Source organism: Pseudonocardia sp. NPDC049635 (genome assembly GCF_040659795.1).
Lineage (GTDB): Bacteria > Actinomycetota > Actinomycetes > Mycobacteriales > Pseudonocardiaceae > Pseudonocardia.
Window position 1 is genome coordinate 220,046 of record NZ_JBFAON010000001.1, and the last position, 26,129, is coordinate 246,174.

Genomic DNA, 26,129 nt, shown 5'->3' on the forward strand with positions numbered 1-26,129 from the left:
TTGTTCTGGGGGGGCGGGCGGCCGGGTGCGCCCCCCGGGGCCCCGCGCCCCCACTGCCGTCACACCGGCGGCCGGGCAGCGGAGGACGGGGCCGGCCGTCGGTGCCGTCGGGGGCCGCCCGTCAGCGGCCCTCGGCGGCCGCCGCCTCCTGCTGCTCGGCGAGCACCCGGTCGTCCTTGCGGGCCGCGATCCGGGACACCTTGAACAACGCCTTGCGCCGAGCCCGGCCCAGCGGCAGCGCCAGCCGGCCGATCCGCACGTCCAGCGGCCGCACGTCGAACGCGCCGGAACCGCCCAGCTCGTCGAGCAACAGCTGCTGCTCGTCGGAGATCTGCTGCTCGGACTCGGCCGAGACCGAGCCGCGGGAGATCCGGAACGCGGCGAGGGTCTCCGGCAGGCCCAGGAAGTCGCCGTACTGCAGCAGGCGCATCCACAGGTCGAGATCCATGATGTACCGGCGGTCGCCCCGCCAGCCGCCTGCCGTGACGAACTGTTCCCGGCGGAACAGCACGTTGCCCGGCTCGCCGATCGGGTTCGCCCCGTTGCGGATCACCCGCCGGGCGACCTCGCTGCCCGAGTGCAGGCCGACCAGGCCGCCGCCCAGACCGCGCCGGGGCACCAGCACCCGGCTCTGCTCGTCGATCATGTGGCGGCGCGCGGCGACGACGGCCAGCGAGGGGTCGTCGCGCATCGGCGGGACCTGCAGCTCCAGGCAGCGCGGGTGCAGCAGGTCGTCGGCGCACACCAGCTTGATCAGAGGTGCCCGGCACAGGTGCACCGCACGGTTCCAGTTGTCACCCTGCGGCAGCGTCTCCGGGTTGTGCTCGAGCCGGATCCGCGGGTCGCGGAACGACGCGGCGATCTGCCACGTCGCGTCGGAGCTGTTGTTGTCCAGGATGACGAGCTCGAAGTCCCCCAGCGTCTGCTCCAGGATGCTGCGGATGGTCTCCGCCAGGAAGGCCTCGCCGTTGTAGACCGGGATGCAGACGGACACGCTGGGCAGGAAGCCGCCGGGCCTCATCGGGTACCTCATGGGGTCGGGAGTGACGTGCGGGCGGCACGTGACGCTACCCCTCCCCGCGCCCGGGTCCCTCGGCGGCGGCCCGGCCCGCGGCGGTCCGCGGGGACGCGGGACGAAAGTCGATCGGCGATCCTCCGTTCGTCGTGATCGGTTCGCCGCTCGTCGGAGAATCGGAGTCCGCCACCCGCTCCGGGGCTGTTCGGGCGGTCCCGCGCCCCACCGATCGGTGCACCGTCCGTAGTATTCGGGACGTGCTCGCAAGGCCCTGCGGCCCCGAGATCGGCGTCACCGGCACGGCGTTGCTCCGCTCGGGTGGTACCCGATGCGGTCGAGGTCACGTAACGCGAGCGCCGGTGCCGGAGATAAGCCGTATGCCCCCCGCTGTGGGGGCGGCAGGATCCGGCGCCGCCGTCGCCGCCGGGCACAGAGAGCAAGCTCGCCATCCGCGTGCGCCCAGTACCGATCGATTCGGGGGAGAGACCGGTGAACCAGCGCCCTGACCACGACCCACGTCGTCCGAGCGAACCGAGGGTGTCGGTGATCGTGCCGACCCGCAACGAGGCGCGGAACCTGGAGGTCGTGCTCCCGGCCGTGGCCGCGGTGCGCCCGGCCGTCCACGAGGTCATCGTCGTCGACGGCAACTCCACGGACGGCACCGTCGAGACCGCGCAGCGGGTGCTGCCCGGCGCGCGGATCGTGCGTCAGACCCGCAAGGGCAAGGGCAACGCGATGGCCTGCGGCTTCGCCGCCGCCACGGGTGACGTCCTGGTCATGTTCGACGCCGACGGTTCGGCCGACCCACAGGAGATCCCGCGGTTCGTCCGGGCGCTGGTCGAGGGGGCCGACTTCGCCAAGGGCAGCCGCTTCACCAAGGGGGGCGGCAGCGACGACATCACGTTGCTGCGCAAGAGCGGCAACGCCGGCCTGAACCTGGTCGCGAACACGCTGTTCGGCACCCGGTACACCGACCTCTGCTACGGCTACAACGCGTTCTGGGCCGACATCCTGCCGGTGCTGGAGCTGCCCGCGGTCGACCTGCCGCCGCACCCGGACGGCGGGATGTACTGGGGTGACGGTTTCGAGATCGAGACCGTCCTGAACTGCCGGGTCGCCGCTGCCGGTTTCACCATCACCGAGGTGCCCTCGGTGGAGCGGGAGCGGATGTTCGGCGAGACGAACCTGCGTACCTTCGCCGACGGCACCCGGGTGCTGCGCACGCTGGCCGCCGAGCGCCGCCGGGCCTCCCGGGAGGACCGGGCCGGCGTCCCGGGTACGGCCCCGGCCGCGGTCGTCACCCCCGCCGGGAACCCGGGCGGGTACCCGACGAACCGGACGGGCAGGATCAACCCGGCACCGCCCGTCTCCGCCAGCGGCCCGTCCACCGCTCCGGCGGAGCGCCCGCGCCCGGCTCCGCGCCCGCCGGCCGGGGACGTGCCGGCCGTTCCGCCGAACCGGCCGGCGCCCGCTCCGCAGCCGTCCGGGCGGGACCGCCGTGGTCAGGAGGTCGGCAGCGCCGGAGTCGCCGCCGGGTCCGCCCGGGCCACCGCCGCGTCCGGACCGGACGGGACCGGACGGCCCGACCAGGTCGGCGTGCGGTACGCATGGGGCGAAGAGGCGTCCTGACCGACCCACCGCGACCCTCGGGGTCGCCGAGACAACCACCGGCGCCCGTCCGATCGGACGGGCGCCGGTGATCGGAAGAAGGGGAGTGCCGCGGTGAGCGTGCCGTCCGCAGCAGAGCTGACCCGGGCGAGGACCGCGCGTCGCTACGTGGCGATCCTGCTGGTGGTGGCGGGTGTCGTCGCCTGCGTGCTGAACCTGCTCGACATCAGCGGCGGTGCACTGGGCGAGTTCCGGTTGCTCGTCACGATGGGCTTCCTGCTGCTCGGTCCGGGTTGGGCCGCCGCCGGCTTCCTGCGCCGGGCACCCGCGGCGCACGTGTGGCTGCTGACCCTCGGGGTGGGCACCGCGGTCACCCTGATCGGCGGCCAGCTGATGGTGAGCCTCGGGCTCTGGTACCCCAGCGTGGCCCTGTTCCTCGTCACCCTGATCAGCGTCCCGTTCCTGCTCCGGCACGCGGTGGTCGCACAGTGAGGCCGGTCGGGCCGGCGCGCTCCCGCCGCGAAGCGGGCGCCCCCGGTCCCGGCCAGCCCCCCGGCCCGCAGGCGCCGGACGGCGACGGGACCCGGGTGCTACCCGCCCGCCGTTCCCGTTCCGGCTACGACACCCGCGACCCCTACGCCGACCCCGCGACGGCCGCGCTGCCCCCGTCCGCCCCGGTCGGCCGGCACGCCGGGCGCGGGCCCGCGCCGGGCACGCCACCGGAACCGGATGCCGGGTCGGACGCGCCGACCCAACGGCTGGAGATCGCGCACGCCCGCGCGCGCTCCCGCCGGCTCGCCGAGCAACGCACCGAGTACCTGCCGGTGGTCGGGCTGCGGGGGCCGGGGGAGAACCCGCCCCCGCCGCCCGTCGACCGCCCCCGCAGCGGCGGTGACGACGACGACGGCGACGGTGCCGGCGGCCAGGGCCGGCACTCCCGCAACGGCGGGATCGGAGACGGGATCGCGCTGACCCTGTGCTCGGCGTTCGGCTCGGTCGCCGGCCTGCTCGGCGTGCTGATCGCGGCGCGGATCATGCCGCAGGCCGAGGTCGGCCGGGCCTCGGAGTTCGTCTCGGCGTTCCAGCTGATCGGCGGCATCGCGCAGCTCAACCTGGGCCTGGGTCTGATGCGCTGGCTCCCCGGCGCCGGGCGCAAGTCGGTCCGGCTGACGTTCGGCGCCCTGCTGCTCATCATGCCGCTGTCCGGGCTCATCGGCCTGGTCTACGGCGTCATCGTTCCGCGGATCGCGGAGACCGCCGGCGGCGGGAGCATCGGGCTCGGCCTGCTCGTTCTGGTGCTCACCTGCGCCGGCTGGGGCGTGTTCGTGGTCCACGACTTCGTGATGGTCGCGATCGGGAGACCCTGGGTCGCGGTGTGGCGCAACGGCACGTTCGCGGTCGTGCGGATCGTGCTGCTGCTCGCCTTCGGCGCCTCACTGCACTCGCAGGCGATGGTGCTGTCCTGGGCCATCCCGGTGGTGCTCTGGGTCGCCGCCGGCACCGCGATGCTCTGGTACATGACCCGGCGCTTCGCCGCGTCCGGTGGCCCGGGGGTCGTGCCCAGCCGGGCCGAGGCGATCGCGTTCCTGGCACCGACCGCGCTGGCCCAGTGCGGCAACGCGCTGCTCTACAACCAGGTCCCGCTGTTCGCGAACCTCCGGATGGGCAACGAGGTCGGTGCGGTCTTCTTCATCTGCTGGCAGGCGGTGACCGTCATCGACCTGGCGGCGACCTTCTTCACGAACTCGCTGGCCGTGCAGACCGCCCGGGAGCCGCACCGGGCCGAGGAGTTCGCCCGGTTGGCCCGCCGCCGGATGATCATCCTGTTCGTCCCGGTGCTGGCGGTCGGCGCCCTGCTCGGCTACCCGGTGCTCTCGCTGCTCGGGTCGGGTTACGCCGAGGGCGCCCCGGCGCTGGCGGTCCTGATGATCGGCCTGCTGTTCCGGCTGATCGTGGTGTTCGAGCTCGCCCGCAGGCAGGCCGACGGCGACGGCATGGGCTACGCGAAGATCCAGCTGCTGAACACCGGCATGGTCGTGGTGTTCGCCGGACTGGTCCCGCTGCCCGAACCCGGAACCACATCCGTCAGCATGATGATGCTGCCGATGGTCCTGGGATACGTCGGCGCGCAACTGCTGTGCGCCCTCGCGCTCAGATTCGTCCCGGCATGGAACCGCCGGAGCACCTCGGAGGTGAAGTCGTGACGTCGGAGACCCGCCGGACGGGCGAGCCCGACCCGTCCGCCCGGTCCCGGGCGACAGGGACCGAGACGGCCGTCGCCGCGTCGGCCCGGCCCGCCGAGGCGAGCCCGAGCGAGCGGACCCAGTACCTGCCCGCACCCGGACCCGACTCGCCGACGACGGCGGTCCGCCCCCGGCAGGGTCCGCTGCCGGGGCCCGCCGGTGACGGCCCGCCGCCACCGCCGGGGGCGCCCGGCCCCGCGGAACCGCTGTCGCCGCTGTGGATCTGGGGCGCCCCGGTGCTCGCGGTCCTCGCGGTGCTGCTGCTGCCGTTGGCCGCGGCCACCACCGACCTCTCCGACATGGACGGCTGGGGCCTCGCCGCGGTGCTCAGCCCGTTCGGCTGGCTCGCCGTCGCGCTCGCGGTGGCCTGCTGCGTGGTCGAGCTGTGGTCGCCCCGCCCGCGCATCCCGATGCTCGGCGCCGCCACCGGCGTGCTGATCCTGTGCTCGACCGGCATGCCCTCGGTCGTCCAGCCGCAGGCGCGGTTCACCACCGCCTGGCTGATCTCCGGCTTCGTCGACGCGGTCGCCGGCAACGGTGTGCCCCCGACCGGGGTGGACGCCCGGTTCTACTGGCCGGCGTTCTTCGCCCAGTGGGCCTGGTTCCGCGACGCCGCCGGAGCCGACCAGCTCGACACGATCCTCCGCTGGTACCCGCCCGCGGTCGTCGCGGTGTGGGCGATCGGGGTCTACGCGCTGGCCCGCTCCATGCTGGGTGGCACCCGCGCGCCGTGGGTGGCGGCGTGGCTGTTCGTCGGCCTGAACTGGATCGAGCAGGACTACTTCTCGCCGCAGGCCACCGCGATCGTGCTGCTGCTGACCGTGCTGACCTTCGCGCTCGGCCCGCTCGCGACCCGCCGGGTCGACAACGCCGGGGTGCCGGGCTGGCCGCGCCCGCACCGGGGAGCCCCGCCGCTGCCCCGCTGGCGACGCTGGCTGATCAGCGCGATGACCCCGCCGAACGTGCCGACCCTGCCGGCCAGGCAGCTGCTGCTGATCTACTTCTGCGCGTCGCTGTGCCTGATCGCGCTGGCACCGACGCACCAGCTGACCCCGTTCGCGATCATCGGGCAGCTGGTGGTGCTCGCCGTCGTGGGCCGGTTCCGCGGCCGCGGGCTGGTGATCGTCGCGACCTTCGCGGTGATCGTGTTCATCCTGATCTCCGCCCGGGACTTCTGGCTCACCCAGATCACGATGATCACCGGTGCCTCCGGTGACGCAGGCGCCATCGAGGCGGGTTTCTTCGAGCGGTTGCAGGGCGACCAGGGCCAGCTGGCGGTGAAGCTGCTGCGGGCGGTCATGCCGGTCCTGACCTGGCTGCTGGCGATCGCCGGTGCCTGGGTGTACTGGAAGCGGCGTCGCGACCTGGTGCCGATCGCACTGGCCGGTATCCCGATGGCGATGGCGGTCGTCCAGAGCTACGGCGGCGAGCTGCTGTTCCGCGTCATCCTCTACGGCCTGCCGATCCTGACGATCCTGGCGGTGGACGCGCTGCGCGCGTTCGCCCGGGTGGACCGCAAGCGGGAGTACCTGCTGGCCGGCGGCATGCTGGTGTTGTTCCCGATGCTGATCCTCATCCGCGGCGGCAACGACGCCTACCTCGACGTGACCACCGAGGACGTCCAGATGACCCGGCAGGCCTACGCCGAAGCGGCGCCCGGCTCCACGGTGCAGCCGTTGGCGACGGTCGGCCCCTACGCGGTCGAAGGTGTGGGGGAGCACAACAACATGGCCTCGGGTGGTGAGGGCTGCGCGATCCTGGCCGCCGACCCGTTCCGGTGCATCGACCTGGTCCAGCCGGACACGCTGCTGTTCTACCAGTCGATCGAGAAGCAGGGCACCGTGCTGAACGGTGAGCCCGAGGGCTGGACGCTCGCGATCCGGGAGCAGCTGATCGCGTCCGGCCAGTACCGGGCGACCTACGAGAACGGCTTCAACGCGATCCTGGTCCGCAACGAGCCGGCCCCCGGCGCGCCGGCGCCGGCGCCCGCGCCGGGCGGGGAGGAGGTGCCCGCACCGTGAACGGATTCGTCCTGACCTGGATCGTCTTCGGCGTGATGCTGGCCCTGTTCGCGGCCCGTGCCTGGGTGGTCGAGACCAATCGTGGCCGGCTGAACACGGCCGGGTCCGCCCAGCGCGGGTTGACCGCGGCGGTGGCCGGGTCGATCGTCGTGCTGGTCGTGCTGCTGACCCTCAACGGCGGTGCGACGCTGGTCGACCTGCTGCTGAACGGTCAGACCGAGCTGACCACCCCGGCCGACGCCGCCACCGGTGGAGCCGGGCCGGGGGAGCCCCCGGCCGACCCGTTGGCGCCCGCCCCGGCCGACCCGCCGCCCGCACCCTGACCGGCCGGACCGACGACGACGGGGGCCCGGTGCCGTTCGGCACCGGGCCCCGTGCACGTCCCGTCGGGCCGTCAGCCGCTGTAACCGATCGCGACGTACTTGGTCTCCAGGAACTCGTCGATCCCGATGCGGCCGCCCTCCCGACCCAGGCCGGACTCCTTCACCCCGCCGAACGGGGCGGCCGGGTTCGACACCAGTCCGGTGTTGAGGCCGATCATGCCGCTCTCCAGGTTCTCGGCGATCCGCAGCGCTCGGTTCAGGTCCCGGGTGTACACGTAGTTGACCAGGCCGAACTCGGTGGCGTTGGCCGCGTCGAGCGCCGCGGACTCGGAGTCGACGACGGTGATCGGCGCGACCGGGCCGAAGATCTCCTCGTGGTTGAGCCGGGAGTTCGCAGGCACGTCGGTGAGCACGGTGGGCGGGTAGAAGTAGCCCGGCCCGTCGTGCGCGGTGCCGCCGAGCGCGACGCTCGCGCCGTTCGCGACGGCGTCGGCGACCAGGTCGGTGACCTTGTCCCGGCTCTTCGCGTCGATCAGCGGACCGACGTGGACGCCGTCCTCGGTGCCCCGGCCGACCTTCAGCGCCCCCATCCGCTCGGCCAGCTTGGAGGTGAACTCCTCGACCACGCCGCGCTGCACGTAGAAGCGGTTCGCCGCGGTGCACGCCTCGCCCATGTTCCGCATCTTGGCGACCATCGCGCCCTCGACCGCCGCGTCCACGTCGGCGTCGTCGAGCACGATGAACGACGCGTTCCCACCGAGCTCCAGCGAGGTGCGCAGCACCTTGTCCGCGGCCTGCTCCAGGAGCTTCTTGCCGACCGGCGTGGAACCGGTGAAGGAGATCTTGCGGGCCCGCCCGTCCCGGATGATCGGCTCGATCACCGCACCGGCGTCGGTCGCGTTGATCACGTTCAGCGCCCCGTCGGGCAGCCCGGCGTCGGCGAGGACCTGGGCGAACGCCAGCATCGTCAACGGCGTCTGCGGCGCGGGCTTGATCAGCGACGCGCAACCGGCGGCGACCGCCGGGGCGATCTTGCGGGTACCCATCGCGAGCGGGAAGTTCCACGGCGTCACGAACACGCAAACGCCGACCGGCTGGCGGATCGTCAGGAAGCGGGTCAGGCCGTTCGGCGCGACCTGGTAGCCGCCCTCGATCCGGACGGCCTCCTCGGCGAACCAGCGCAGGAACTCCGAGGCGTAGACGACCTCGCCCTTCGCCTCGGCCAGCGGCTTGCCCATCTCCAGCGTCATCAGCAGGGCCAGGTCGTCGGCCCGCTCGTGCAACAGCTGGTAGGCGCGGTAGAGGATCTCGCTGCGCTGCCGCGGCGGGAGCGCAGCGATCCCGGGCTGCGCGGCGTGTGCCGCGGCGAGCGCGTCCATCCCGTCGGCCGGGGAGGCGTCGGCGACCTCGGTCAGCACCGCGCCGGTGGCCGGGTCCTCGACCGGTGTGGTCGCCCCGTTCTCCGCCGGTCGCCACGTCCCGCCGATGAACAGTCCGGTCGGGACGGCCTCCAGGACCTTGCGCTCGTCAGCATTGGTGGTCATGGGCGAAACGTACCCCGGTGAGCCGCACCATAGACAGGCGCAGCGGTGGTGGCCACACGCCATGATGACGCCGTGGCAGGTACATCGACGACGCTGACCCGGCTCCCCGAGCTGGTCCCCGATCCGCTCGAGCTGCCCGGGAGCCTGGCCGGGTTGCGGGCGGAGGTCCGGGACTTCCTGGCTGCCGAGCGGGCCACCGGGGCGTGGACCCCGCGGGTCGACGTGTGGCTCTCCGGCTGGGACGAGGGGTTCTCCAGGCGGCTGGCCGAGCGCGGCTGGCTGGGGATGACCATCCCACCGGAGTACGGCGGGCACGGGCGCAGCGCGCTGGAGCGCTACGTCGTCACCGAGGAGCTGCTGGCCGCCGGCGCGCCGGTGGCCGCGCACTGGATCGCCGACCGGCAGATCGGGCCGTCGCTGCTGCGGTACGGCACCGAGGAGCAGCGGCAGGCCTTCCTGCCGGGGATCGCCCGCGGCGAGATCTACTTCGGCATCGGCATGTCCGAGCCCGACTCCGGCTCGGACCTGGCGTCGGTGCGCACCCGGGCCACCCGGGTGGACGGCGGCTGGGAGCTGTCCGGGACGAAGGTGTGGACCTCCGGCGCGCACCACGCGCACGCGTTCTTCGCGCTGGTCCGGACCGCGCCGCGGGACGAGAAGAACCGGCACGCCGGGCTCTCCCAGTTCCTGGTCGAGCTGGACCGGCCGGGCGTGCAGATCCGGCCGATCCCGCTGCTCACCGGAGCGCACCACTTCAACGAGGTCGTCTTCGACAAGGTCTTCATCCCCGACTCGCGGGTGTTCGGCGAGCTGGGCAACGGCTGGGCCCAGGTGACCGGTGAGCTCGCGTTCGAGCGCTCCGGCCCGGAGCGGTTCCTGTCGACCTATCCGTTGCTCGCCGCGCTGGTCGGGGAGCTGACCGCGGGGGAGGCGGCGGACGCGGGTACCCGGCGCCGGATCGGCTCGCTCGTGTCGCGGGTGTGGACGCTGCGCGGCATGTCGCTGGCCGTCGCCGGGGCGCTGGAGTCCGGTGCGGCACCGGAGCTGGCCGCCGCGCTCGTCAAGGACCTCGGCACCCGCTACGAGAACGAGATCGTCGACGCGGCCCGGCTGCTGGTGGACACACCGCCCGACCCGGGCGCCGAGGGCGGGTTCGCCCGGCTGCTCGCCGACGCCGTGCTGCACGCCCCCGGTTTCACCCTGCGCGGCGGCACCAACGAGGTTCTGCGCGGCATCGTCGCGCGGGGGATGGGACTGCGCTGATGGCCCGCAACGCCGAGCTCGCCGAACTCGCCGAGTCGATCTTCGCGGCGTCCTACGACACGGACGCGACCGGTCTGGACACCGCCGCCTGGAAGGCCTGCGCCGAGTCCGGTCTGACCACCCTCACCGATCCCGAGGTGGGCGGGACCCTCGAGGACTCGGCCGTGCTGCTGGAGGCGGCGGGCGCCTGGGCGGCCCGGGTTCCGCTCGCCGAGACCGACCTGCTCGGCGGCTGGCTCGCCGGTGCGGCCGGGCTGACGGTGCCCGACGGACCGTCGGTCGCGGTGACCGGATCGGCCACCGGGGACGGCACCGACACCGTCTCCGTGCGGTTGCACCGGGTGCCGTGGGGTCGCGCGCTGGTCGCGGTCGTCGTCCTCGACGGTGACCGGGTGCTGGTGCTGGACACCGAGGACGCCACCGTGAGCGAGGGGACCAACGTCGCCGAGGAGCCCCGGGACACCCTCACCTTCACCGGCGTCACGCCGGTGGCCGCCGGTGCCGCACCGTCCGGTGCGGCCGCCGAGCTGGAGCTGCGGGCCGCGCTCGCCCGCTCGCTGCTGCTGGCCGGGGCGGCCCGCGGCGCGCTCGCCCGGTCCATCGGCTACGCGGGGGAGCGGCAACAGTTCGGCCGCCCGATAGCCCGTTTCCAGGCCGTCCAGCAGATGCTCGCCGAAGCCGGGGCGGAGGTCGCCGCGGCCACCGCGTCGTCCGGCGCCGCGGCCCGGTCCGCGGCCACCGCGGGATTCGCCGACCCGGCGACGGCGTTCGCGGTCGCGGCAGCGAAGTCCCGCTGCGGGGAGGCGGCCACCGCCGTCGCCCGGATCGCCCACCAGGTGCACGGTGCGATCGGCTTCACCCGCGAGCACGACCTGCGGCTGGTGACCACCCGGCTGTGGGCCTGGCGCGACGAGGACGGCAACGAGGCCCACTGGAACGACCGGGTCGGCGAGCTGGCCCTGCGAGCGGGCGCCGACGGGCTCTGGCCGCTGGTGACCGGCAGGCCGTGAGCCGGGTCAGCCCTTCCCGAGCTTCCGGAAGTCCCAGCTGGTGATCTTCTCGGGGCGCAGCCGGAGCCAGGCGTGCCGGCCGTCGATCACGATCTGGCCGCCGGTGTAGCGGTCGGCGAAGGCCTGCTCGACCCGTTCCAGCTCGGGATGCGGCTCGCCCGTGCGCGGCACCTCGCCGACGACCTCGACCGATCCGCGCAGTTCCACCCCGCGCAGCTCGCCGTAGTCGTGCCCGGCGTCGACGACGGCGGCGATCCGCGGATCGGCCATCAGATCGGTCCAGCGCTGGGAACGGGACAGCGAGGTGAGCCACAACGCCTCGCCGTCCCACAGGTACCACAGCGGTGTCGCATGCGGCCCGTTCGTGCCGTTGGTCGCCACCCGGCAGGTCCGCTGCTCCTGCAGGAACGCGGTGACCTCCTGCTCGGTCATGGCGATCTTCCGGGCGCGGCGCTGCTGCTTCGGTGCGGTCACGGGCCCCAACCTACGGTGCGGCACCATCACGGCGTGCTCTCACCCGGACTGGAGAAGGTGCTCGCGCAGGACCGGCCGACGCCCTACCTCGCACTGGATCCCGAGGTCGTGCGAGGACGGCATCGCACGCTCCGTACGGCGTTCGCCGGGGCCGGGATCCTCTACGCGGTCAAGGCCTGCCCGGAGCCCGCCGTGCTGCGGGCGCTGGTGGCCGAGGGGGCCGGTTTCGACGTCGCCTCGCAGCAGGAGATCGAGCTGTGCCTGGGAGCCGGGGCCGACCCGGCGACGCTGCAGCACGGCAACCCGGTCCGTGGGCCGGGTGCGGCCGCCCGGGCGGCCGCCGACGGGGTCCGGCGGTTCGTCACCGACAGCGCCGAGGACGTCGACGTGCTCGCGGCCGAGGTGCCCGGTGCGCGGGTGCAGGTCCGGCTGGTGGTGGACGACAGCGGCTCGGCGACGCCGTTCCACGGCAAGTTCGGCGCGCTCCCCGGCGAGGCCGTGTCGCTGCTGCACCGGATCCGCGAGCGTGGGCTGGTGCCGGCGGGGGTCACCTTCCACGCCGGGTCCCAGCAGACCCGTCCGCAGACCTACGCGCACGCGGTCGGGACCGCGCTGAGCGTCGCCGGACGGGCCGGGCTGCGTCGACCGGAGCTGGACCTGGGCGGCGGCTGGCCGGTCGCCTACCGAACCGAGGTCCCCGGGCCGGAGGTGTTCGCCGCGGCGGTGCGCGAGGCGGTGGCCGCCGCGACGGCCACCGGCCGGTTCGACGACGTGACCCTGATGCTGGAACCCGGCCGCGCGTTGGCCGCGCCGGCCGGGGTGCTGCGGACGACGGTGCTGCGGGTCTCCCGGCGCCCGGGGGTGGACCACCGGCGGTGGGTCTATCTCGACGTCGGTCGCTACCAGGGACTCGCCGAGACCGAGGGTGAGGCGGTCGGGTACCCGATCCGGGTGCCGGGCCGGTCCGGCCCGCCGGGGCCGGCGGTACTGGCCGGACCCACCTGCGACGGCGACGACGTGATCTACCGGCGGACCCCGGTCGCGCTGCCGCGCGACCTCGCCGCGGGCGACGTGCTGGACCTGCTCGGCACCGGCGCGTACACCTCCAGCTACGCCTCGGTCGGCTTCAACGGCTTCGGCCCGCTGCAGGTGGTGGTCGCCGAACGGACATGAGGCGTGCCACCACCCGCCGCGCGGAGGGGGCGCCGGGCCCGGATGGCGGTTAGCGTGTCCGGACGTGTCGTTCTCCACCTCGCTGACCCCGCCCCTGCCGTCCGCCGCGGCCGGGGAGCTCCATCCGAGCACCGTTCTCGACGGCACCGGCGATCCCGCGCTGCCGAGCACGTCCTCCCCGGTGGGCAGACACGTGCTCGCCGAGCTGGGTGGGATCGCCCCGGCCGTCCTCGACGACGTCGACCGGCTCCGCGGTGACCTGGCCGCCGCGCTGACCGAGTCCGGTGCGCAGGTCCGCCAGATCGTCACCGAGCGGTTCGAACCGCAGGGCGCGACCGTGGTCGCGGTGCTGGCCGAGTCGCACGCCTCGATCCACACCTGGCCGGAACACGGTGGCATGCACGTCGACGTGTTCACCTGCGGTGAGAGTGCCGACCCGGTGGCCGCGGTACAGCGGCTCGCCGAGAAGGTCGGGGCCGCGGACACGGCGCTGCAGGTCGTCGACCGCGGCGGGGCGCCGCACACGATCACCGAGCCGATCGCCGAGGGCCTCACCCGCCGCTGGGAGCTCGGCGCGGTGCACCACGTCGCGCACACCGGCTTCCAGAAGGTCGTCGTCGCGGACACCGCACAGGGCGTCACCCTGTTCTGCGACGACGAGCGGCAGTCCACTGAGCACACCCAGCTCACCTACCACGAGGCGCTGTTCTGGCCGGGTGCGCTGCTGGCCCGAAAGCTGGAGCGGGTGCTGATCGTCGGCTCGTCCGAGGGGGTCGCGTCCGAGCTCGCGGTGAGCGCCGGCGCCACCCGCGTCGACCACGTCGACATCGACACCGAGGCCGTCCGGATCTGCGCCGAGCACCTGCCCTACGGTTACACGCCGGAGTCGCTGGCCGCCGCCGAGCGCGGCGACGGCCCGGTGCACCTCACCTACCGCGACGGCCGGCGGTTCGTCCTCGACTCCACCGAGCAGTGGGACCTGATCCTGGTCGACCTGCCCGACGAGCGGCCCGACGAGCCCGAGGCGCAGATCAACCGGCTCTACGAGGAGTCGTTCGTGCAGGCCTGTGCCGACCGGCTCACCGAGGGCGGGGTGCTGGTGTTCCAGGCGGGCAGCCCGGCGGTGTGGCGGGACGCGACCCTGCGCTCGGCCTGGCAGCGCTTCCAGGCGGTCTTCGGGGCGACCGGTGGCCGCGGGATCTACATCGGCTGCGAGGAACACGAGTGGGCGTTCCTGGCCGGTGTCCGGGAGCCGATGGCCGACCCGGGTGAGGTCGCCGCGGGCCAGCTGGCCCAGCTGCCGGCCCGTCCCGAGCTGTGGGACGAGGTCTCGTTGCGGCATCGGCTCGTCGCGCCGCTCGCCCTGCGCCGGGCGACCGGCTGAACCGTCGGTGACGGTGCGTGACGGGCGGTGGGTTCCCACCACCCGTCACGCACCGCCGATCGGGTCGTAACCGCCGGTGGTCGGGGTCGTTGGTCGGAGCAGGGCCGGTGACCGTCACCGGTCGCCGCTCGACCGGAGGTCCCAGAGCCCGTGCGCCGTCCCCGCCCCGCCCGGTGGCTCGCCGTCGCGAGCATGACCCTGCTGACCACGGCGGGCATGGGCGCCCTCGCGCCGGCCCAGGCCGAAGCCCCGACGACCTTCGCCGAGACGACGCTGTCCGCGCGCAACATCGACAGCGCCCCGATCGGCCGCTACGTCGCGCTGGGCGACTCCTACGCGGCCGGTCCGCTGGTACCGGTGCAGACCGGGCAGCCGGCCGGTTGCCTGCGCTCCAGCCGCAACTACCCGTCGGTGCTGGCCCGCTCGGCCGGTTTCACCGACTTCACCGACGTCACCTGCAGCGGTGCGACGACCGAGGACATGACCGAGCCGCAGGCGGTCAAGCTCGGTCCGAACCCGCCGCAGCTCGACGCGCTGGACGGCACCGAGTCGCTGGTGACGCTGACCATCGGCGGCAACGACATCGGGTTCGCCTCGATCATCTCCGAGTGCAGCACCCGGTCGTCGGCGAACCTGCTCGGCGCCGCCTGCAAGGACTTCTTCACCGCGGACGGCGACGACGAGCTGGCCGAACGGATCGACGACGCCGCAGGTGACGTCGCGGACGTGCTCGCCGCGATCCGGGAGCGGTCCCCGGCCGCGCGGGTCGCGCTCGTCGGGTACCCGTCGATCCTCCCGGACACCGGCCCGGGCTGCTACCCGGTCGCCCCGTTCAGCGCCGGTGACACCGCGTACCTGCGGGACACCCAGAAGCGGTTGAACGCGATGCTGGCCGAGCAGGCGGCCGACGCGGGTGTCGACTACGTCGACACCTACACCCCGACCATCGGGCACGACATCTGCCAGCTGCCGGGAGTGAAGTGGGTGGAGGGTCTGGTCCCGACCTCGCCCGCCGCGCCGGTGCACCCGAACGCGCAGGGCATGCGGGCGATGGCGGCGGCGACCGGCGACGTGATCGGCGTGCCGGTGGCCCCGCCGGTCGCCGAGCCGGTGCCTGCGGAAGCCGCCTCGGTGTCCACCGACGGGTGATCGTGTCACCCCTGCCCCACGCCGGTGCCAGACTCGCCGCGTGAGGCGCTGGTGGGGTGAGCTGAGGTCCTGGGCGGCGGCCGTCGACCCGGGCCGGACCCGGCTGCACATGGCGGCGGTCGCGACCGCCGCGATGATCGTGGCCGCGCTGGCCGCCGAGGGGGTGCGCACGCTCACCGGTCGCCCCGTGACGACCCTGCTGTTCGCGGTGGTGCTGGCGATGGTCAGCAACCTGGCCGTCAACGAGCCGACACTGTCCCGGCGCCGGGTCACCACCGCGCTGATGGCCCTGCCCGCCGCCGGATCGGCGACGCTGGCCGTGCTGCTCAGCCCGTACCCGATCCCCTCCGACGTCGTGTTCGTGCTGGTGATGGCCGGCGCCGTCGCGGTCCGCCGGTTCGGGCCGCGCGGTGCCGCGCTCGGCATGGCCGCGTTCATGCCGTACTTCTTCGTGCTGTTCCTGCAGGCGGTCCCGGCCGATCTGCCGTTCCTCCTGACCGGTGTGGTGATCGGGATCGGGAGTACGTTCCTGCTCCGCTGCGTGGTGTTCACCCGCCGCGTGGAGAACGTGATCGACGCCCTGGTGCGCGCGTTCGAGGCCCGGTTGCACGCGCTGCTGCTCGCCGCGGGCGAGGTGCTCCGGGCCCCACCGGGGGGCGCCGACCTGGGCGCTCTGCTGCGGGCCCAGACCCGGTTGAACGAGACCGCGCTGCTGGTCGCCGACCGGCTGGACGAGGCGGACGACGACCCGGCCGCGTACCGCCCCGGGCGGCTGCCCGGGGGCGCCCGGCCCGGTGGCCCGGAGGGCGCCGAGAGCGAGCTGGCCGGGCTCCGGCAGTGGATCGTGGACTCGGAGCTCGCGGCCGAACGGGTCGCGATGTCGGTGCGCCGCTCGGTCGAGCACCGCGATCCCGTCCCGGACGACGACCGGGAGGCACTCGTCGCCGGTATCGGCGGACTGGCCGCCGCGACGGCCGTCGGCACCCCCCGCCCGATGGAGGCGAGCCTGTACCGGTCCGCCCGCGACTCGGTCGCCGGGATCGCGGAGCGGGCGGCCGGCAGCGGCGGCGCCGCCCGTGAGCAGCGGATCGCGTTCGCGGTCGGCCGGCTCGCGGACGCGATGCAGACGACCGTGGAGCAGACCCGGCGCCGTATCGGTGAGCGCCGCGACGACGACGCGCCCGACCCGTCCGGGACCGACGGCGGGGCCGCCCGTCCCGACGCCGGGCTCGGCCTGCACACCCGGCAGGCACTGCAGGTCGGCGTGGCGACCAGCCTCGCGATCGTGGTCGGTGAGGCGATCTCGCCGGACCGCTGGTACTGGGCGGTGATCGCCGCCTTCATCGTCTACGTCGGGGCGGTCAGCCGCGGTGACGTGCTCAGCCGTGGCTGGGCCCGCGCCGTCGGGACCACCGGTGGCGTGGTCGCCGGGATGCTGCTGGCGGTGCTGGTCGGCGGCAACGTCGTACTCAGCCTGGTCCTGCTGTTCGTCTGTGTCTTCCTCGCGCTGTACCTGGTCCGGGTCTCCCAGGTGATGATGGCGTTCTGGCTCACCACGGTGCTCGCCCTGCTCTACGGCGTGATCGGCCAGTTCAGCGTGGAGACGATGGTGCTGCGGGTCGAGGAGACCGTGGTCGGGGGTGCGCTCGGGATGCTCGCCGCCTACCTGGTGTTGCCGACGCGGTCGAGGACGGCGTTCGCCGGGGCCCTCGACGTCGCACTGACCGCCGTGGCGGAATCGTTGCGGGTGTCGGTGGACCGGGCACTGGGCCGCCCCGGTGCCGGGGACCCGCTGGAGAAGGCCCGCGCGGTGGACGCCGCGGTGGCCGACGTCCGGGAACGGGCCCGGCCGCTGGAGCATCCGATCTCCCGCCGCCCGTTGCGCCGCGGGGTGCACCACACGGTGCGGGTGATCGGCGCGCTGGACCACTACGTCCGGTTGCTCGCCGCCCAGGCGGCCACCGCCCACGTGCCGGAGTGGGCCTCCACGCTGGAGCCCGCGACCGCGCGGGTGCTGGAGAACCTCGACGGGCTGCGCAGGCTGCTGAACGACGGATGGGGCCCGCCGGGCCGCCGGGAACTCGGGCCGGGCGCCGGACCCGCCGAGTACGGCGTGGTCTCGGCGGAGGACCTGATCGACGCCGCGGAGGCCGACGCCGCGTCGTCCGGCGGCACTGCGCTGCCCGAGCTCGGCGACGCGGTGGACACCGCCGGTTGGGACGCCGACGGTGCCCCGCCGGGGGACCGGCGGCGTCGGCTCGCCGCGGCCCGGCTGCTGCGCCGCATCGACCAGCTCGCCGTCGGGCTGGCCCGGGAGCTGTGCGGCGGTGAGTGGACCGAGCCCGGGCCGGCCCGGGTTAGGCTCCGGAAGTGATCACCGTGAACACCGCCGACGGCGTCGGACTGATCGAGCTGCACCGGCCCGAACGTCGCAACGCCCTGGACATCGCGACGTGCCGGCAGCTGGTGGAGGCGACCGAGCAGGTACGCGCGGACGGCGCCCGCGCGGTCGTCGTCGCGGGGGAGGGGCCGGCGTTCTGCTCGGGAGCCGACTTCGGCGAGGTCTACGGCGACGAGTTCCTGCAGGCGCTCTACTCCGCCCTGCACGCGGTCGCCGACCTGCCGGTACCGGTGGTCGCCGCGGTCACCGGACCCGCCATCGGTGCGGGCCTGCAGCTCGCACTGGCCTGTGACCTGCGGGTCGCCGCGCCCGAGGCGGTGTTCGCCCTCCCGACGGCGCGGCTCGGGCTGGCCGTCGATCCCTGGACGATCGAGCGGCTGGTGCAGATCGCCGGCGGTGGCACCGCGCGCAGCCTGCTGCTGGGCTGCGTGACCGTGGACGCGACGACGGCGCACGCCCGCGGCCTGGCCGACACCCTCGGGGACCGGGACGCCGCGTTCGCGCTGGCCGCCGACATCGCGACGATGGCCCCGCTGACGCTGGCGTACAACAAGCGGGCCGTGAACGCGTTCGGTCGCGGCGGGCAGACCGCAGGCGAGGTGGTGGCGGACCTGCAGGCCCGGTTCGAGGCGTGCTGGTCGGCGGAGGACATCTCCGAGGGCCGGGCGGCGCGGGCGGAGAAGCGGGCCCCGGTGTTCCGGGGGCGCTGACCCGACGGGCCGGGTGTGATCGTGTGCCCGGAGCCGTTCTACACACGGTAGAAAGGCTCGCGTAAGATGGTCGTCGTGACGAGTCTGGGGGAGCTGGAGCGGGCGGTCATGAACGTCCTGTGGGCTGCGGACAGGGACATGACGGCCCGTGAGGTGCAGGATCAGCTCGCGGATCGCGATCTGGCGACCACCACGGTGCTGACCGTGCTGGGGCGACTCGAGCGCAAGCAGCTCGTGCACCGGATACGGGACGGCCGGGCGCACCACTACCGTCCCGTCGCCAGCCGCGAGGACCACGTGGCGGAGCTGATGAGCGACGCGCTCGACGACGCCTCCGATCGCGGGGCGGCACTCGCCCGTTTCCTCGGTTCGATGTCCGAGGAGGAGCGGGCCCGGCTCAGAGACCTGCTGGACTGAGTGCGGCAGGGGCGTGACCTCGCGAAACGGGGGGCCCGTTCAGCGGGATCACGGTCTCTCGGCCACGATGTGACGCGATGGAGCTGACCGCCCTGGCACTCGGCCTGCTCGGCCTGGCGCTCGCCGAGCCGGTCAGTCGCCTGCTCGCGAGCGCCCGCTGGCCCGCCCGGGACCCGGTGGGGGCGCTGCTGCTGTGGCAGGCGGTCGGCCTCGGCGGCGGGATCTCGCTGTTCGGCGCCGGGCTCGCCTACGGCCTCTCCCCGCTCGGCGACAGCCTGCCCGCGGCGGGATCGGTGCTGATGGGCGCGGTCGCCGCGGGGGAGTTCCCGGCGGCGCTCGATCCGTTGCACTTCGGTGCCCTGATCCTCGCACTCGGCCTGCTGGTCCGGTTGCTGTCCGTGCTGCTGATCACCACCGCTCGCACCCTGCGGGCCCGGCGCAGGCACCGCGACCTGCTCGACGTGCTCGCGACACCGTGGCCGTTCGCGTCCGGTACGCGGGTGCTCGACCACCCCGTCCCGGTCGCGTACTGCCTGCCCGGGCGCAGTTCCCGGCTGGTCGTCTCGGCAGGGGTGCTGGACGCCCTGGACACCGCCGGCGTGGTCGCCGTCCTCGCACACGAGCGGGCGCACCTGCGGGAGCGGCACGATCTGGTGGTGCTCCCGTTCGTCGCCTGGGGTGCGACCGCACCGTTCGTGCGGGGGATGGTGGCCGCCCAGCTCGCCGTGGCGCGCCTGATCGAGATGCGGGCCGACGACGTCGCGCGCAAGCTGTGCGACCCGACCGAGCTGGCCACCGCCCTGAAGGCGGTCGGCGGATCCGCCCCGGCCGCCGCGCTGTCGTCGTTCACCGATGCGTTGGATGCGCGGATCGAGCGGATCACCGCGCCCCCCGCGGCGCTGCCCGTGACCGTGCACTGGCTGGTCCGCGTGGTCGCCGTCGCGCTCGTCGCGCTCCCGCTGTGGGCCCTGCTCATTCCCTGACGGCGGCCCGCCCCCGGCCGTAGGCTGACCCACCATGTACACGGTGGACACGTCGGACACGGTCGGCGCGCGGGGTGTGCCGGTCACCACGCCCCGCGACGTGGACGCCGCGTCCGCCGGGACCAGGACCGTCGGTGACGAGCCGGTCGCCGGCCGGCCCGGGTGCTGACGGCGACGATGGCGTTCGTCCCGTTCACCGGTGTCGATTCACTGCTCGCCGAGCACGCCGCCGCGCTGCCCCAGCCCGACCAGCTCTGCGGGCCGTTCGCGGCCCGGCTAGCCGTCGTGGGGCTGACCGGCCGGTACCGCCGCGCCGGCCCGGTGCCGGACGTCGCCGCGTTCGCCCGCGTCGCCGGCTCGGCGGTGTGGCCGCACGACGTGCCCGGTGCCCGGCCGCCGGGGGCGCCGCCGCGAACCGGGCAGTGGCCCGGTCTCGACCTGGCGACCGGCGGACGGACGGCCGGGACGTCGGCGGACGGCGCCGGACGGGCCGTCGAACAACTGTCCGGCGGGATGCTCGCGGCGGTCCCGGCGAGCGGGAGCTGGACGCCCGACCGGCTCCGTGGGCTGCTCAACGGCCTCACCGGCGTCCCGGTGCTGCCGGTGGCGAACCTCGACACCGCCTGGCTCGTCTCCTCGCACGCCTCGCCGGAGTCCCTCGACGCCTATCTCGCCACCGGTGACGACAGTGCGCTGCCGGCAGCGGAGTGGTCGGTCGGCCATTTCGTGGTGGTCTACGGCCGGGAGGACGGTCCCGGTGGGACGCTGCTGGCCCTGGCCGACAGCTATCCGCAGCTCGGCGAGGCCGGCCGGCACCGGCAGCCGTTGCCCCGGGTCGCGGCGGCGCTGGCTCGGGACCGCCGCCGCACCGGTGGGTTGCTGCTGGTGACGGCGGCCGGGCACCGGGAGACCGCCGGCGTCGCCGTGCGGGCGGCCGGCCTGGAGATCGAATGGTGGGACAACGGCACCCGTGCGCGATGACCACGCCGGGGCCTCCGCGGTCTACCGGGACGGCCGTTCGGGTGCGTGCCGCGGGCCGGGTTCGCCCCGGTAGCTCTGGAACAGGGCCGGGCCGATCTGGTCGTCGGCGAGCAGGGCCCTGGTGGCCGCGACGTTGCGCCGCCGACTGTCCTCGAGGGCAGCGGGTCTGCGGCGCAGCCGCTCCCGCCGGAACCGGACGACCCGTGAGCCGGCTCCGACCGCCACCTCCAGCAGCCGGGACCGGCGCAGCCCGAGGGCGTCGGCCACCTGCGGCCCGTGGAAGCGGCGGGCCAGCACCTCCAGCAGCAGCCGTCCGACCGGACGCGGGAGGCGCAGCGAACCGACGAGCAGTGCGGCGATGGCGTCGACGGTGGCCCCGGCGAGCACCCTGGCCTGCGGAGCGAGCGGCCCGGTGACCGCGGTCACCAGGTCGTCGAGCCGGGCGGCCGCCCGGTGACCGGTGACGCCCGCGGTGAGTTCGGCATCGATGCCGAGCAGGTGCCCCAGCAGCTGCCAGTAGGTGTAGACCTCCGCGATCTCGGCATCGGTGAGGCCGAAACCGATGGTCTCCTCGGCCCGCAACGAGACCAGGGTGAAGTCCAGCCAGGTGCGGGCGAGGTCGATCTGGTTGATCGGGGTCCCGTGGGCCCGCTCGTCGTAGCCGCGGGTGCGGGCGAGCTCGCGCATGTGTGCGTGCAGTATCCGGACCTGCAGGGTCATCACGTAACCCGGCTCACCGGGGCGCAGCGCACCGGGCAGCGTCGCCGAGAGCAGCCAGCGGCCGGTCTCGGTGAGCCGTCGTTCGGCGCCGTCGACCAGCCTGCCGGTGGTGTCGAGCAGTACCGCGATCGACGGCGATCCGTAGGTGCGCAGCAGCGCCCCGGCGGACAGCGACAGCGTGTGCACCGGCGGTGGCGAGGTGAACACCGGGCGGGCGCCGGCCTCGACGACGGCCGGGGTGATCCCGGCGGGCAGTGACTCCGCCGAGCTGAGCAGTGCCGCCACGGCCGGTGGTGGGTCCTGCAGCGAGGCGAGCCCGTGCCGGATACCGCGATCGAACTGCTCGCGCACGGCTCGCCCACGGGCGCGGATCTCGTCGACCACGGCGTCGGCGAGCGGATCACCGGTGCGCAGGGCACGCCCGACCAGGTCGGCCCGGGCCTCGCCGAAGCGGGCCACGAGCTCGGCCCTGGGGGAGCGGCCGGTGGGCCAGGATGCGGTCACGGTCGCCCTCCGTCGATCTCGGCGCTGCCCGCCCCGGCCGGGGCGGCGCTGCTGCTGTCGGCGCTGCTGCTGTCGGTACTGCGGTGGTCGGTACTGCTCTTGTCGTTACGGCGGTCGGTACCGAGCAGGTCGTGTCCGGCGAGCAGCCGGGCCATGTGTGCGCGGATCCGCGCCGGATCGGCCGGCGCAGGATCGAGCGCGCCGGTCGTCGCCAGCCCGGTGACCGCGGAGAAGAGCTCGCGGGCCCGCTCGCGGTCACCGGTGTAACCGGCGATCAGGTCGAGGACCACCGCGTCCGCGCGACCGGATGCGGCGACCCGGCCCGGGTCGCGCACGGCCCGGATCCGCAGTTCGAGCATCGTCAGGTAGGCCTGCCTGCCCGGGCCGAGCAGGTCGACCAGGTAGGTCGTGCAGGCGTCGAGCAGGGTCACCTCGCCCGCCCGGCTGCGCCGGGTGAGCTCCGCGAGCCGCTCGGCGCTCCGGTTCTCGAGCTCGTCCACCACCGCACCGAGCAGTTCGGCGACGGTGCCGAAGTGGTAGGTGGCCGACGCGGGGGAGACCCCGGCCCGGCCGGCGGCCTCGCGCAGGGTCAGACGGTCGAGACCACCGGTGACGACGACATCGGTGGCGGCGTCGACGAGCGCCCGCCGGGTGTCCGCACCGCGTTGCCTGCGCCCGTCCGTCATGGCACTCCCCGACAAACTATTTGTACACACAGATAGTAAGTCGGGAGCGCCGCGCCGCACGGTGACGCCCGTCACTGTGGGCGCGGCCGGTGGCGCGCCACGGGTGACGACCGGGCGTAGCGTGGAAGCCGTGCCCGTCACACCATCTGACCTTCCTCGCACCGTCGGGGCGCTGCGTGCGTCCGGGCACGAGCTGCGAGGCGTGAAGCAAGAGATCCGAGACAACCTCCTGGCGGCCCTGCGCGAGGGCCGCGACCCCTGGCCGGGGATCGTCGGCTTCGGTGCGACCGTCGTCCCGCAGCTCGAACGGGCGCTGATCGCCGGCCACGACGTCGTCCTGCTCGGTGAGCGCGGCCAGGGCAAGACCCGCGTGCTGCGCTCCCTGGTGAACCTGCTCGACGAGTGGAGCCCGGTCATCGCCGGGTCCGACATCGGCGAGCACCCCTACCAGCCGATCACCCCGGCCTCGCTGCGCCGGGCCGGGGAGCTGGGTGACGACCTGCCGGTCGACTGGGTGCACCGCACGCTGCGCTACACCGAGAAGCTCGCCACCCCGGACACCGCGGTCGCCGACCTGATCGGTGACGTCGACCCGGTGAAGGTCGCCGAGGGCCGCTCGCTGGGCGACCCCGAGACCATCCACTTCGGGCTCGTCCCGCGGGCGCACCGCGGGATCGTCGCGATCAACGAGCTGCCCGACCTGGCCGAGCGCATCCAGGTGGCGTTGCTCAACGTGATGGAGGAGCGCGACATCCAGGTCCGGGGTTACACCCTCCGGCTGCCGCTGGACGTGCTGCTCGTCGCGAGCGCGAACCCGGAGGACTACACCAACCGCGGCCGGATCATCACCCCGCTCAAGGACCGCTTCGGCGCCGAGGTCCGCACGCACTACCCGCTGGAGCTCGCCCCCGAGGTGGAACTGGTCGCGCAGGAGGCCGATCTGGCCGCCGAGGTGCCGCGCCACCTGCTGGAGATCGTCGCCCGGTTCACCCGTCACCTGCGCGACTCCTCCGCCATCGACCAGGGCTCCGGCGTCTCCGCCCGGTTCTCCGTGGCCGCCGCCGAGACCGTCGCCGCCGCAGCGCTGCGCCGCGCCGCGCTGACCGGCGAGGACACCGCGTGCGCGCGGCCGGTCGATCTCGAGTCGGTCCCGGCAGTGCTCCGCGGCAAGATCGAGTTCGCGTCCGGCGAGGAGGGCCGCGAGGACGAGGTGCTCGAGCACCTGCTGCGCCGGGCGACCGCCGACACCGCCCGGTTCGCGCTGCGCGGCGTCGATCTCGACGAGCTGGCCGCGCAGGTGTCCACCCGCCCGGTCCGCACCGGTGAGCAGGTCCCGGCGCGCGACGTCGTGGCCGCGCTGCCGCAGGTGGCCGCCCTCACCGAGATCGCGGCCAAGCTCGGCGCCGCCGGCACCGAGGACCCGGGCCCGATGGCCTCGGCCGCGGAGCTGGCGCTGGAGTACCTGTTCCTGACGCGCAAGCTGGCCAAGGACTCCTCCGACGACGGCGACACGGTGTCGTATGGCTGACGGGCGGGCGGGACGACGGCACGGCCGACGACTGCGTTACGCCTACGGCCCCTACACCGGCGGGCCCGACCCGCTGGCGCCGCCGTACGACATCCGCTCGGCGATGGACCAGATCGGCCGCGACGTCATGGAGGGCTCCTCGCCGCGCCAGGCGCTGCAGGAGCTGATGCGCCGCGGGCTCGACGGGCGCCGCGGACTCGACGACCTGACCCGCCGGGTGTGGGAGCGGCGGCGCGACCTGCAGCGCGACAACCGGGTCGACGGCACCCTGCAGGAGGTCCGCGAACTGCTGGCGCGGGCCCTGGACGCGGAGCGCGGGTCGCTGGGCAACGAGGACTCCGACGACGCCCGGTTCCGGGAAATGCAACTCGACGCGCTGCCCCCGGACACCGGTGGCTCGGTCCGCGAGCTGAACGACTACGACTGGCGGTCCGCCGACGCCCGCGAGGCCTACGACGAGATCCGTGACCTGCTCGGCCGGGAACTGCTCGACCAGCGCTTCGAGGGCATGAAGCAGGCACTGGAATCGATGGGACCCGACGCCACCCCTGAGGGCCGCGCTGCTCGCGAGCGGATCGGCCGGATGCTCGACGACCTCAACGAGCTGCTCGAGCAGCACGCCCGCGGCGAGGACACGACCGAGCGGTTCGCCGAGTTCATGCGTGAGCACGGCGAGCACTTCCCGGAGAACCCGCAGAGCACCGAGGAGCTCGTCGACGCGCTCGCCGCCCGGGCCGCGGCGGCCCAGCGCATGATGAACTCGATGTCCGCCGAGCAGCGGGCCGAGCTGGCCGAGCTGTCCCGCCAGGCTTTCGGCGACCCGCGGTTGTCCGAGTCGCTGGCCCGGCTCGACGCCCAGCTGCAGGGCCTGCGCCCCGGTGAGGACTGGACCGGGCGTGGGAACTTCCGCGGCGACAACCCGATGGGCATGGGCGAGGCGACCAGGGCGCTGGAGGAGCTCGGCCGGCTCGACGCGCTCGCCGAGCAGCTCTCGCAGAGCTACCCCGGCGCGCGCATGGAGGACATCGACCTCGACGCGCTCACCGAGATGCTCGGCCCGGAGGCCGCCGCCGACGCGCGCACCCTGGCCGAGCTGGAGCGGGAGCTGCACCGGCAGGACCTGTTCCGGCGCGCCGCCGACGGGACGCTGACCCTGTCGCCCAAGGCCCTGCGCACGCTCGGGCAGTCCGTGCTGCGCGACGTCGCCGACCGGGTCGGTGGGCGGACCGGAGCCAGGGAGACCCGTCGGTCCGGTGCCGCGGGGGAGGCGACCGGCGCGACCCGGGCCTGGGAGTTCGGCGACACGCAGGCCTGGTCGGTGCCGCGCACGATGCTGAACGCGCAGCTGCGGCGGGCGGCCGGAGACGACCGGGTGCTCGACGTGTCCGACGTCGAGATCGTCGAGACCGAGCAGCGCACCCGCGCCGCGGTGGCGCTACTGGTGGACACCTCGTGGTCGATGGTCGCCGAGGGCCGGTGGGTGCCGATGAAACGCACCGCGCTGGCCCTGCACCAGCTGATCTCCACCCGGTTCCGGGGGGACGACCTCTCGCTGATCACGTTCGGCCGGCACGCGCGGACCGTCGAGCTGGGCGAGCTCGTCGGGCTGGAGGGTGCCTACCAGCAGGGCACGAACCTGCACCATGCATTGCTCCTGGCCCGCGAACGGCTGGCCCGCCTGCCCGACGCCACCCCGGTCGTGCTGGTGGTGACCGACGGGGAGCCCACCGCGCACCTGGAACGCGACGGGGAGGCGTTCTTCGACTACCCGCCGCACCCACGCACGCTGCGTGCCACCGTCGACGGTCTCGACCGGCTGATCGGGATGGAGGCCCGGTTCACCTTCTTCGTCCTCGGGGACGATCCCGGGCTCGCCGCCTTCACCGACCGGCTCGCCCGGCGCACCGGGGGCCGGGTGGTGAACCCCGATCTCGACGGTCTGGGCGCCGAGGTCGTGTCGGACTACCTCCGCCGACGCCGGGGCTGAGCCCG

Annotated in this window: 23 protein-coding genes; 18 read left to right on the plus strand and 5 right to left on the minus strand. The window is 74.2% G+C overall.

What is annotated here, in order from left to right; translation table 11 throughout:
• Positions 1 to 121 precede the first annotated feature (121 nt).
• Positions 122 to 1,021 (minus strand): glycosyltransferase, encoded by a 900-nt coding sequence (locus AB0J24_RS01015; protein ID WP_358673441.1) that lies wholly within the window; start codon positions 1,019 to 1,021, stop codon positions 122 to 124.
• Positions 1,022 to 1,558: 537 nt separating this feature from the next.
• On the opposite strand from AB0J24_RS01015, the gene AB0J24_RS01020 reads away from it, so the two are divergent.
• From AB0J24_RS01020 to AB0J24_RS01040, 5 genes are all read left to right on the plus strand, one after another.
• Positions 1,559 to 2,644, plus strand: a complete 1,086-nt coding sequence (locus AB0J24_RS01020) for a glycosyltransferase (protein WP_358673444.1) — start codon at positions 1,559 to 1,561, stop codon at positions 2,642 to 2,644.
• 93 nt (positions 2,645 to 2,737) lie between these two features.
• On the plus strand, positions 2,738 to 3,115 hold the full coding sequence (locus tag AB0J24_RS01025; protein ID WP_358673447.1) for a hypothetical protein: 378 nt from the start codon (positions 2,738 to 2,740) through the stop codon (positions 3,113 to 3,115).
• Positions 3,112 to 4,827, plus strand: a complete 1,716-nt coding sequence (locus AB0J24_RS01030; protein ID WP_358673450.1) for a hypothetical protein — start codon at positions 3,112 to 3,114, stop codon at positions 4,825 to 4,827. Before AB0J24_RS01025 ends, AB0J24_RS01030 begins: the two co-directional genes overlap by 4 nt.
• A complete protein-coding gene (locus AB0J24_RS01035; protein WP_358673453.1) occupies positions 4,824 to 6,887 on the plus strand; it encodes a hypothetical protein in 2,064 nt (687 codons plus the stop codon). Before AB0J24_RS01030 ends, AB0J24_RS01035 begins: the two co-directional genes overlap by 4 nt.
• A complete protein-coding gene (locus AB0J24_RS01040; RefSeq protein ID WP_358673456.1) occupies positions 6,884 to 7,210 on the plus strand; it encodes a hypothetical protein in 327 nt (108 codons plus the stop codon). Before AB0J24_RS01035 ends, AB0J24_RS01040 begins: the two co-directional genes overlap by 4 nt.
• A 71-nt stretch (positions 7,211 to 7,281) precedes the next feature.
• Here AB0J24_RS01040 and AB0J24_RS01045 read toward each other — a convergent pair whose 3' ends face one another.
• Positions 7,282 to 8,754 (minus strand): NAD-dependent succinate-semialdehyde dehydrogenase, encoded by a 1,473-nt coding sequence (locus AB0J24_RS01045; RefSeq protein ID WP_358673459.1) that lies wholly within the window; start codon positions 8,752 to 8,754, stop codon positions 7,282 to 7,284.
• A 72-nt stretch (positions 8,755 to 8,826) separates the two neighbouring features.
• Here AB0J24_RS01045 and AB0J24_RS01050 point away from each other — a divergent pair, with 72 nt between their 5' ends.
• Positions 8,827 to 10,017: an acyl-CoA dehydrogenase family protein gene (locus AB0J24_RS01050; protein WP_358673462.1), complete on the plus strand. Its 1,191-nt coding sequence runs from the start codon at positions 8,827 to 8,829 to the stop codon at positions 10,015 to 10,017.
• Entirely contained in the window at positions 10,017 to 11,027 is a 1,011-nt protein-coding gene (locus AB0J24_RS01055) for an acyl-CoA dehydrogenase family protein (protein ID WP_358673465.1), read from the plus strand. The genes AB0J24_RS01050 and AB0J24_RS01055 overlap by 1 nt, the downstream gene beginning before the upstream one ends.
• 6 nt (positions 11,028 to 11,033) lie before the next feature.
• On the opposite strand, the gene AB0J24_RS01060 is transcribed toward AB0J24_RS01055, so the two are convergent.
• Complete coding sequence (locus AB0J24_RS01060; RefSeq protein ID WP_358673468.1) at positions 11,034 to 11,501, minus strand: pyridoxamine 5'-phosphate oxidase family protein; 468 nt, start codon at positions 11,499 to 11,501, stop codon at positions 11,034 to 11,036.
• A 33-nt stretch (positions 11,502 to 11,534) separates the two neighbouring features.
• On the opposite strand from AB0J24_RS01060, the gene AB0J24_RS01065 reads away from it, so the two are divergent.
• The 9 genes from AB0J24_RS01065 to AB0J24_RS01105 all read left to right on the plus strand — a co-directional run bounded on the left by AB0J24_RS01065 (position 11,535) and on the right by AB0J24_RS01105 (position 20,699).
• Positions 11,535 to 12,674, plus strand: coding sequence for a type III PLP-dependent enzyme (locus AB0J24_RS01065; protein WP_358673471.1), 1,140 nt, complete (start codon positions 11,535 to 11,537; stop codon positions 12,672 to 12,674).
• Positions 12,675 to 12,738: 64 nt separating this feature from the next.
• Positions 12,739 to 14,058: an adenosylmethionine decarboxylase gene (gene speD / locus AB0J24_RS01070; RefSeq protein WP_358673474.1), complete on the plus strand. Its 1,320-nt coding sequence runs from the start codon at positions 12,739 to 12,741 to the stop codon at positions 14,056 to 14,058.
• Between the two features lie 192 nt (positions 14,059 to 14,250).
• Positions 14,251 to 15,207 (plus strand): SGNH/GDSL hydrolase family protein, encoded by a 957-nt coding sequence (locus AB0J24_RS01075; protein WP_358673477.1) that lies wholly within the window; start codon positions 14,251 to 14,253, stop codon positions 15,205 to 15,207.
• Between the two features lie 40 nt (positions 15,208 to 15,247).
• Positions 15,248 to 17,581 carry an FUSC family protein gene (locus AB0J24_RS01080; RefSeq protein ID WP_358673480.1) on the plus strand — a complete coding sequence of 778 codons (2,334 nt, stop codon included), beginning with the start codon at positions 15,248 to 15,250 and terminating at the stop codon, positions 17,579 to 17,581.
• Positions 17,578 to 18,318, plus strand: coding sequence for an enoyl-CoA hydratase (locus tag AB0J24_RS01085; protein ID WP_358673483.1), 741 nt, complete (start codon positions 17,578 to 17,580; stop codon positions 18,316 to 18,318). Before AB0J24_RS01080 ends, AB0J24_RS01085 begins: the two co-directional genes overlap by 4 nt.
• Before the next feature lie 66 nt (positions 18,319 to 18,384).
• On the plus strand, positions 18,385 to 18,735 hold the full coding sequence (locus AB0J24_RS01090; protein ID WP_358673486.1) for a BlaI/MecI/CopY family transcriptional regulator: 351 nt from the start codon (positions 18,385 to 18,387) through the stop codon (positions 18,733 to 18,735).
• A 77-nt stretch (positions 18,736 to 18,812) separates the two neighbouring features.
• On the plus strand, positions 18,813 to 19,718 hold the full coding sequence (locus AB0J24_RS01095) for a M56 family metallopeptidase (protein ID WP_358673489.1): 906 nt from the start codon (positions 18,813 to 18,815) through the stop codon (positions 19,716 to 19,718).
• A 34-nt stretch (positions 19,719 to 19,752) separates the two neighbouring features.
• Positions 19,753 to 19,887 carry a hypothetical protein gene (locus AB0J24_RS01100; RefSeq protein WP_358673492.1) on the plus strand — a complete coding sequence of 45 codons (135 nt, stop codon included), beginning with the start codon at positions 19,753 to 19,755 and terminating at the stop codon, positions 19,885 to 19,887.
• Positions 19,888 to 19,895: 8 nt separating this feature from the next.
• Entirely contained in the window at positions 19,896 to 20,699 is an 804-nt protein-coding gene (locus AB0J24_RS01105) for a hypothetical protein (protein WP_358673495.1), read from the plus strand.
• Between the two features lie 21 nt (positions 20,700 to 20,720).
• On the opposite strand, the gene AB0J24_RS01110 is transcribed toward AB0J24_RS01105, so the two are convergent.
• Positions 20,721 to 21,923, minus strand: a complete 1,203-nt coding sequence (locus AB0J24_RS01110) for an oxygenase MpaB family protein (protein ID WP_358673498.1) — start codon at positions 21,921 to 21,923, stop codon at positions 20,721 to 20,723.
• Complete coding sequence (locus tag AB0J24_RS01115) at positions 21,920 to 22,609, minus strand: TetR family transcriptional regulator (protein WP_358673501.1); 690 nt, start codon at positions 22,607 to 22,609, stop codon at positions 21,920 to 21,922. The genes AB0J24_RS01110 and AB0J24_RS01115 overlap by 4 nt, the downstream gene beginning before the upstream one ends.
• Positions 22,610 to 22,739: 130 nt before the next feature.
• On the opposite strand from AB0J24_RS01115, the gene AB0J24_RS01120 reads away from it, so the two are divergent.
• Together AB0J24_RS01120 and AB0J24_RS01125 are read left to right on the plus strand one after the other, a co-directional pair.
• Positions 22,740 to 24,137 carry an ATP-binding protein gene (locus tag AB0J24_RS01120; RefSeq protein WP_358673504.1) on the plus strand — a complete coding sequence of 466 codons (1,398 nt, stop codon included), beginning with the start codon at positions 22,740 to 22,742 and terminating at the stop codon, positions 24,135 to 24,137.
• Complete coding sequence (locus AB0J24_RS01125; RefSeq protein ID WP_358673507.1) at positions 24,130 to 26,124, plus strand: VWA domain-containing protein; 1,995 nt, start codon at positions 24,130 to 24,132, stop codon at positions 26,122 to 26,124. Before AB0J24_RS01120 ends, AB0J24_RS01125 begins: the two co-directional genes overlap by 8 nt.
• Positions 26,125 to 26,129: the final 5 nt, after the last annotated feature.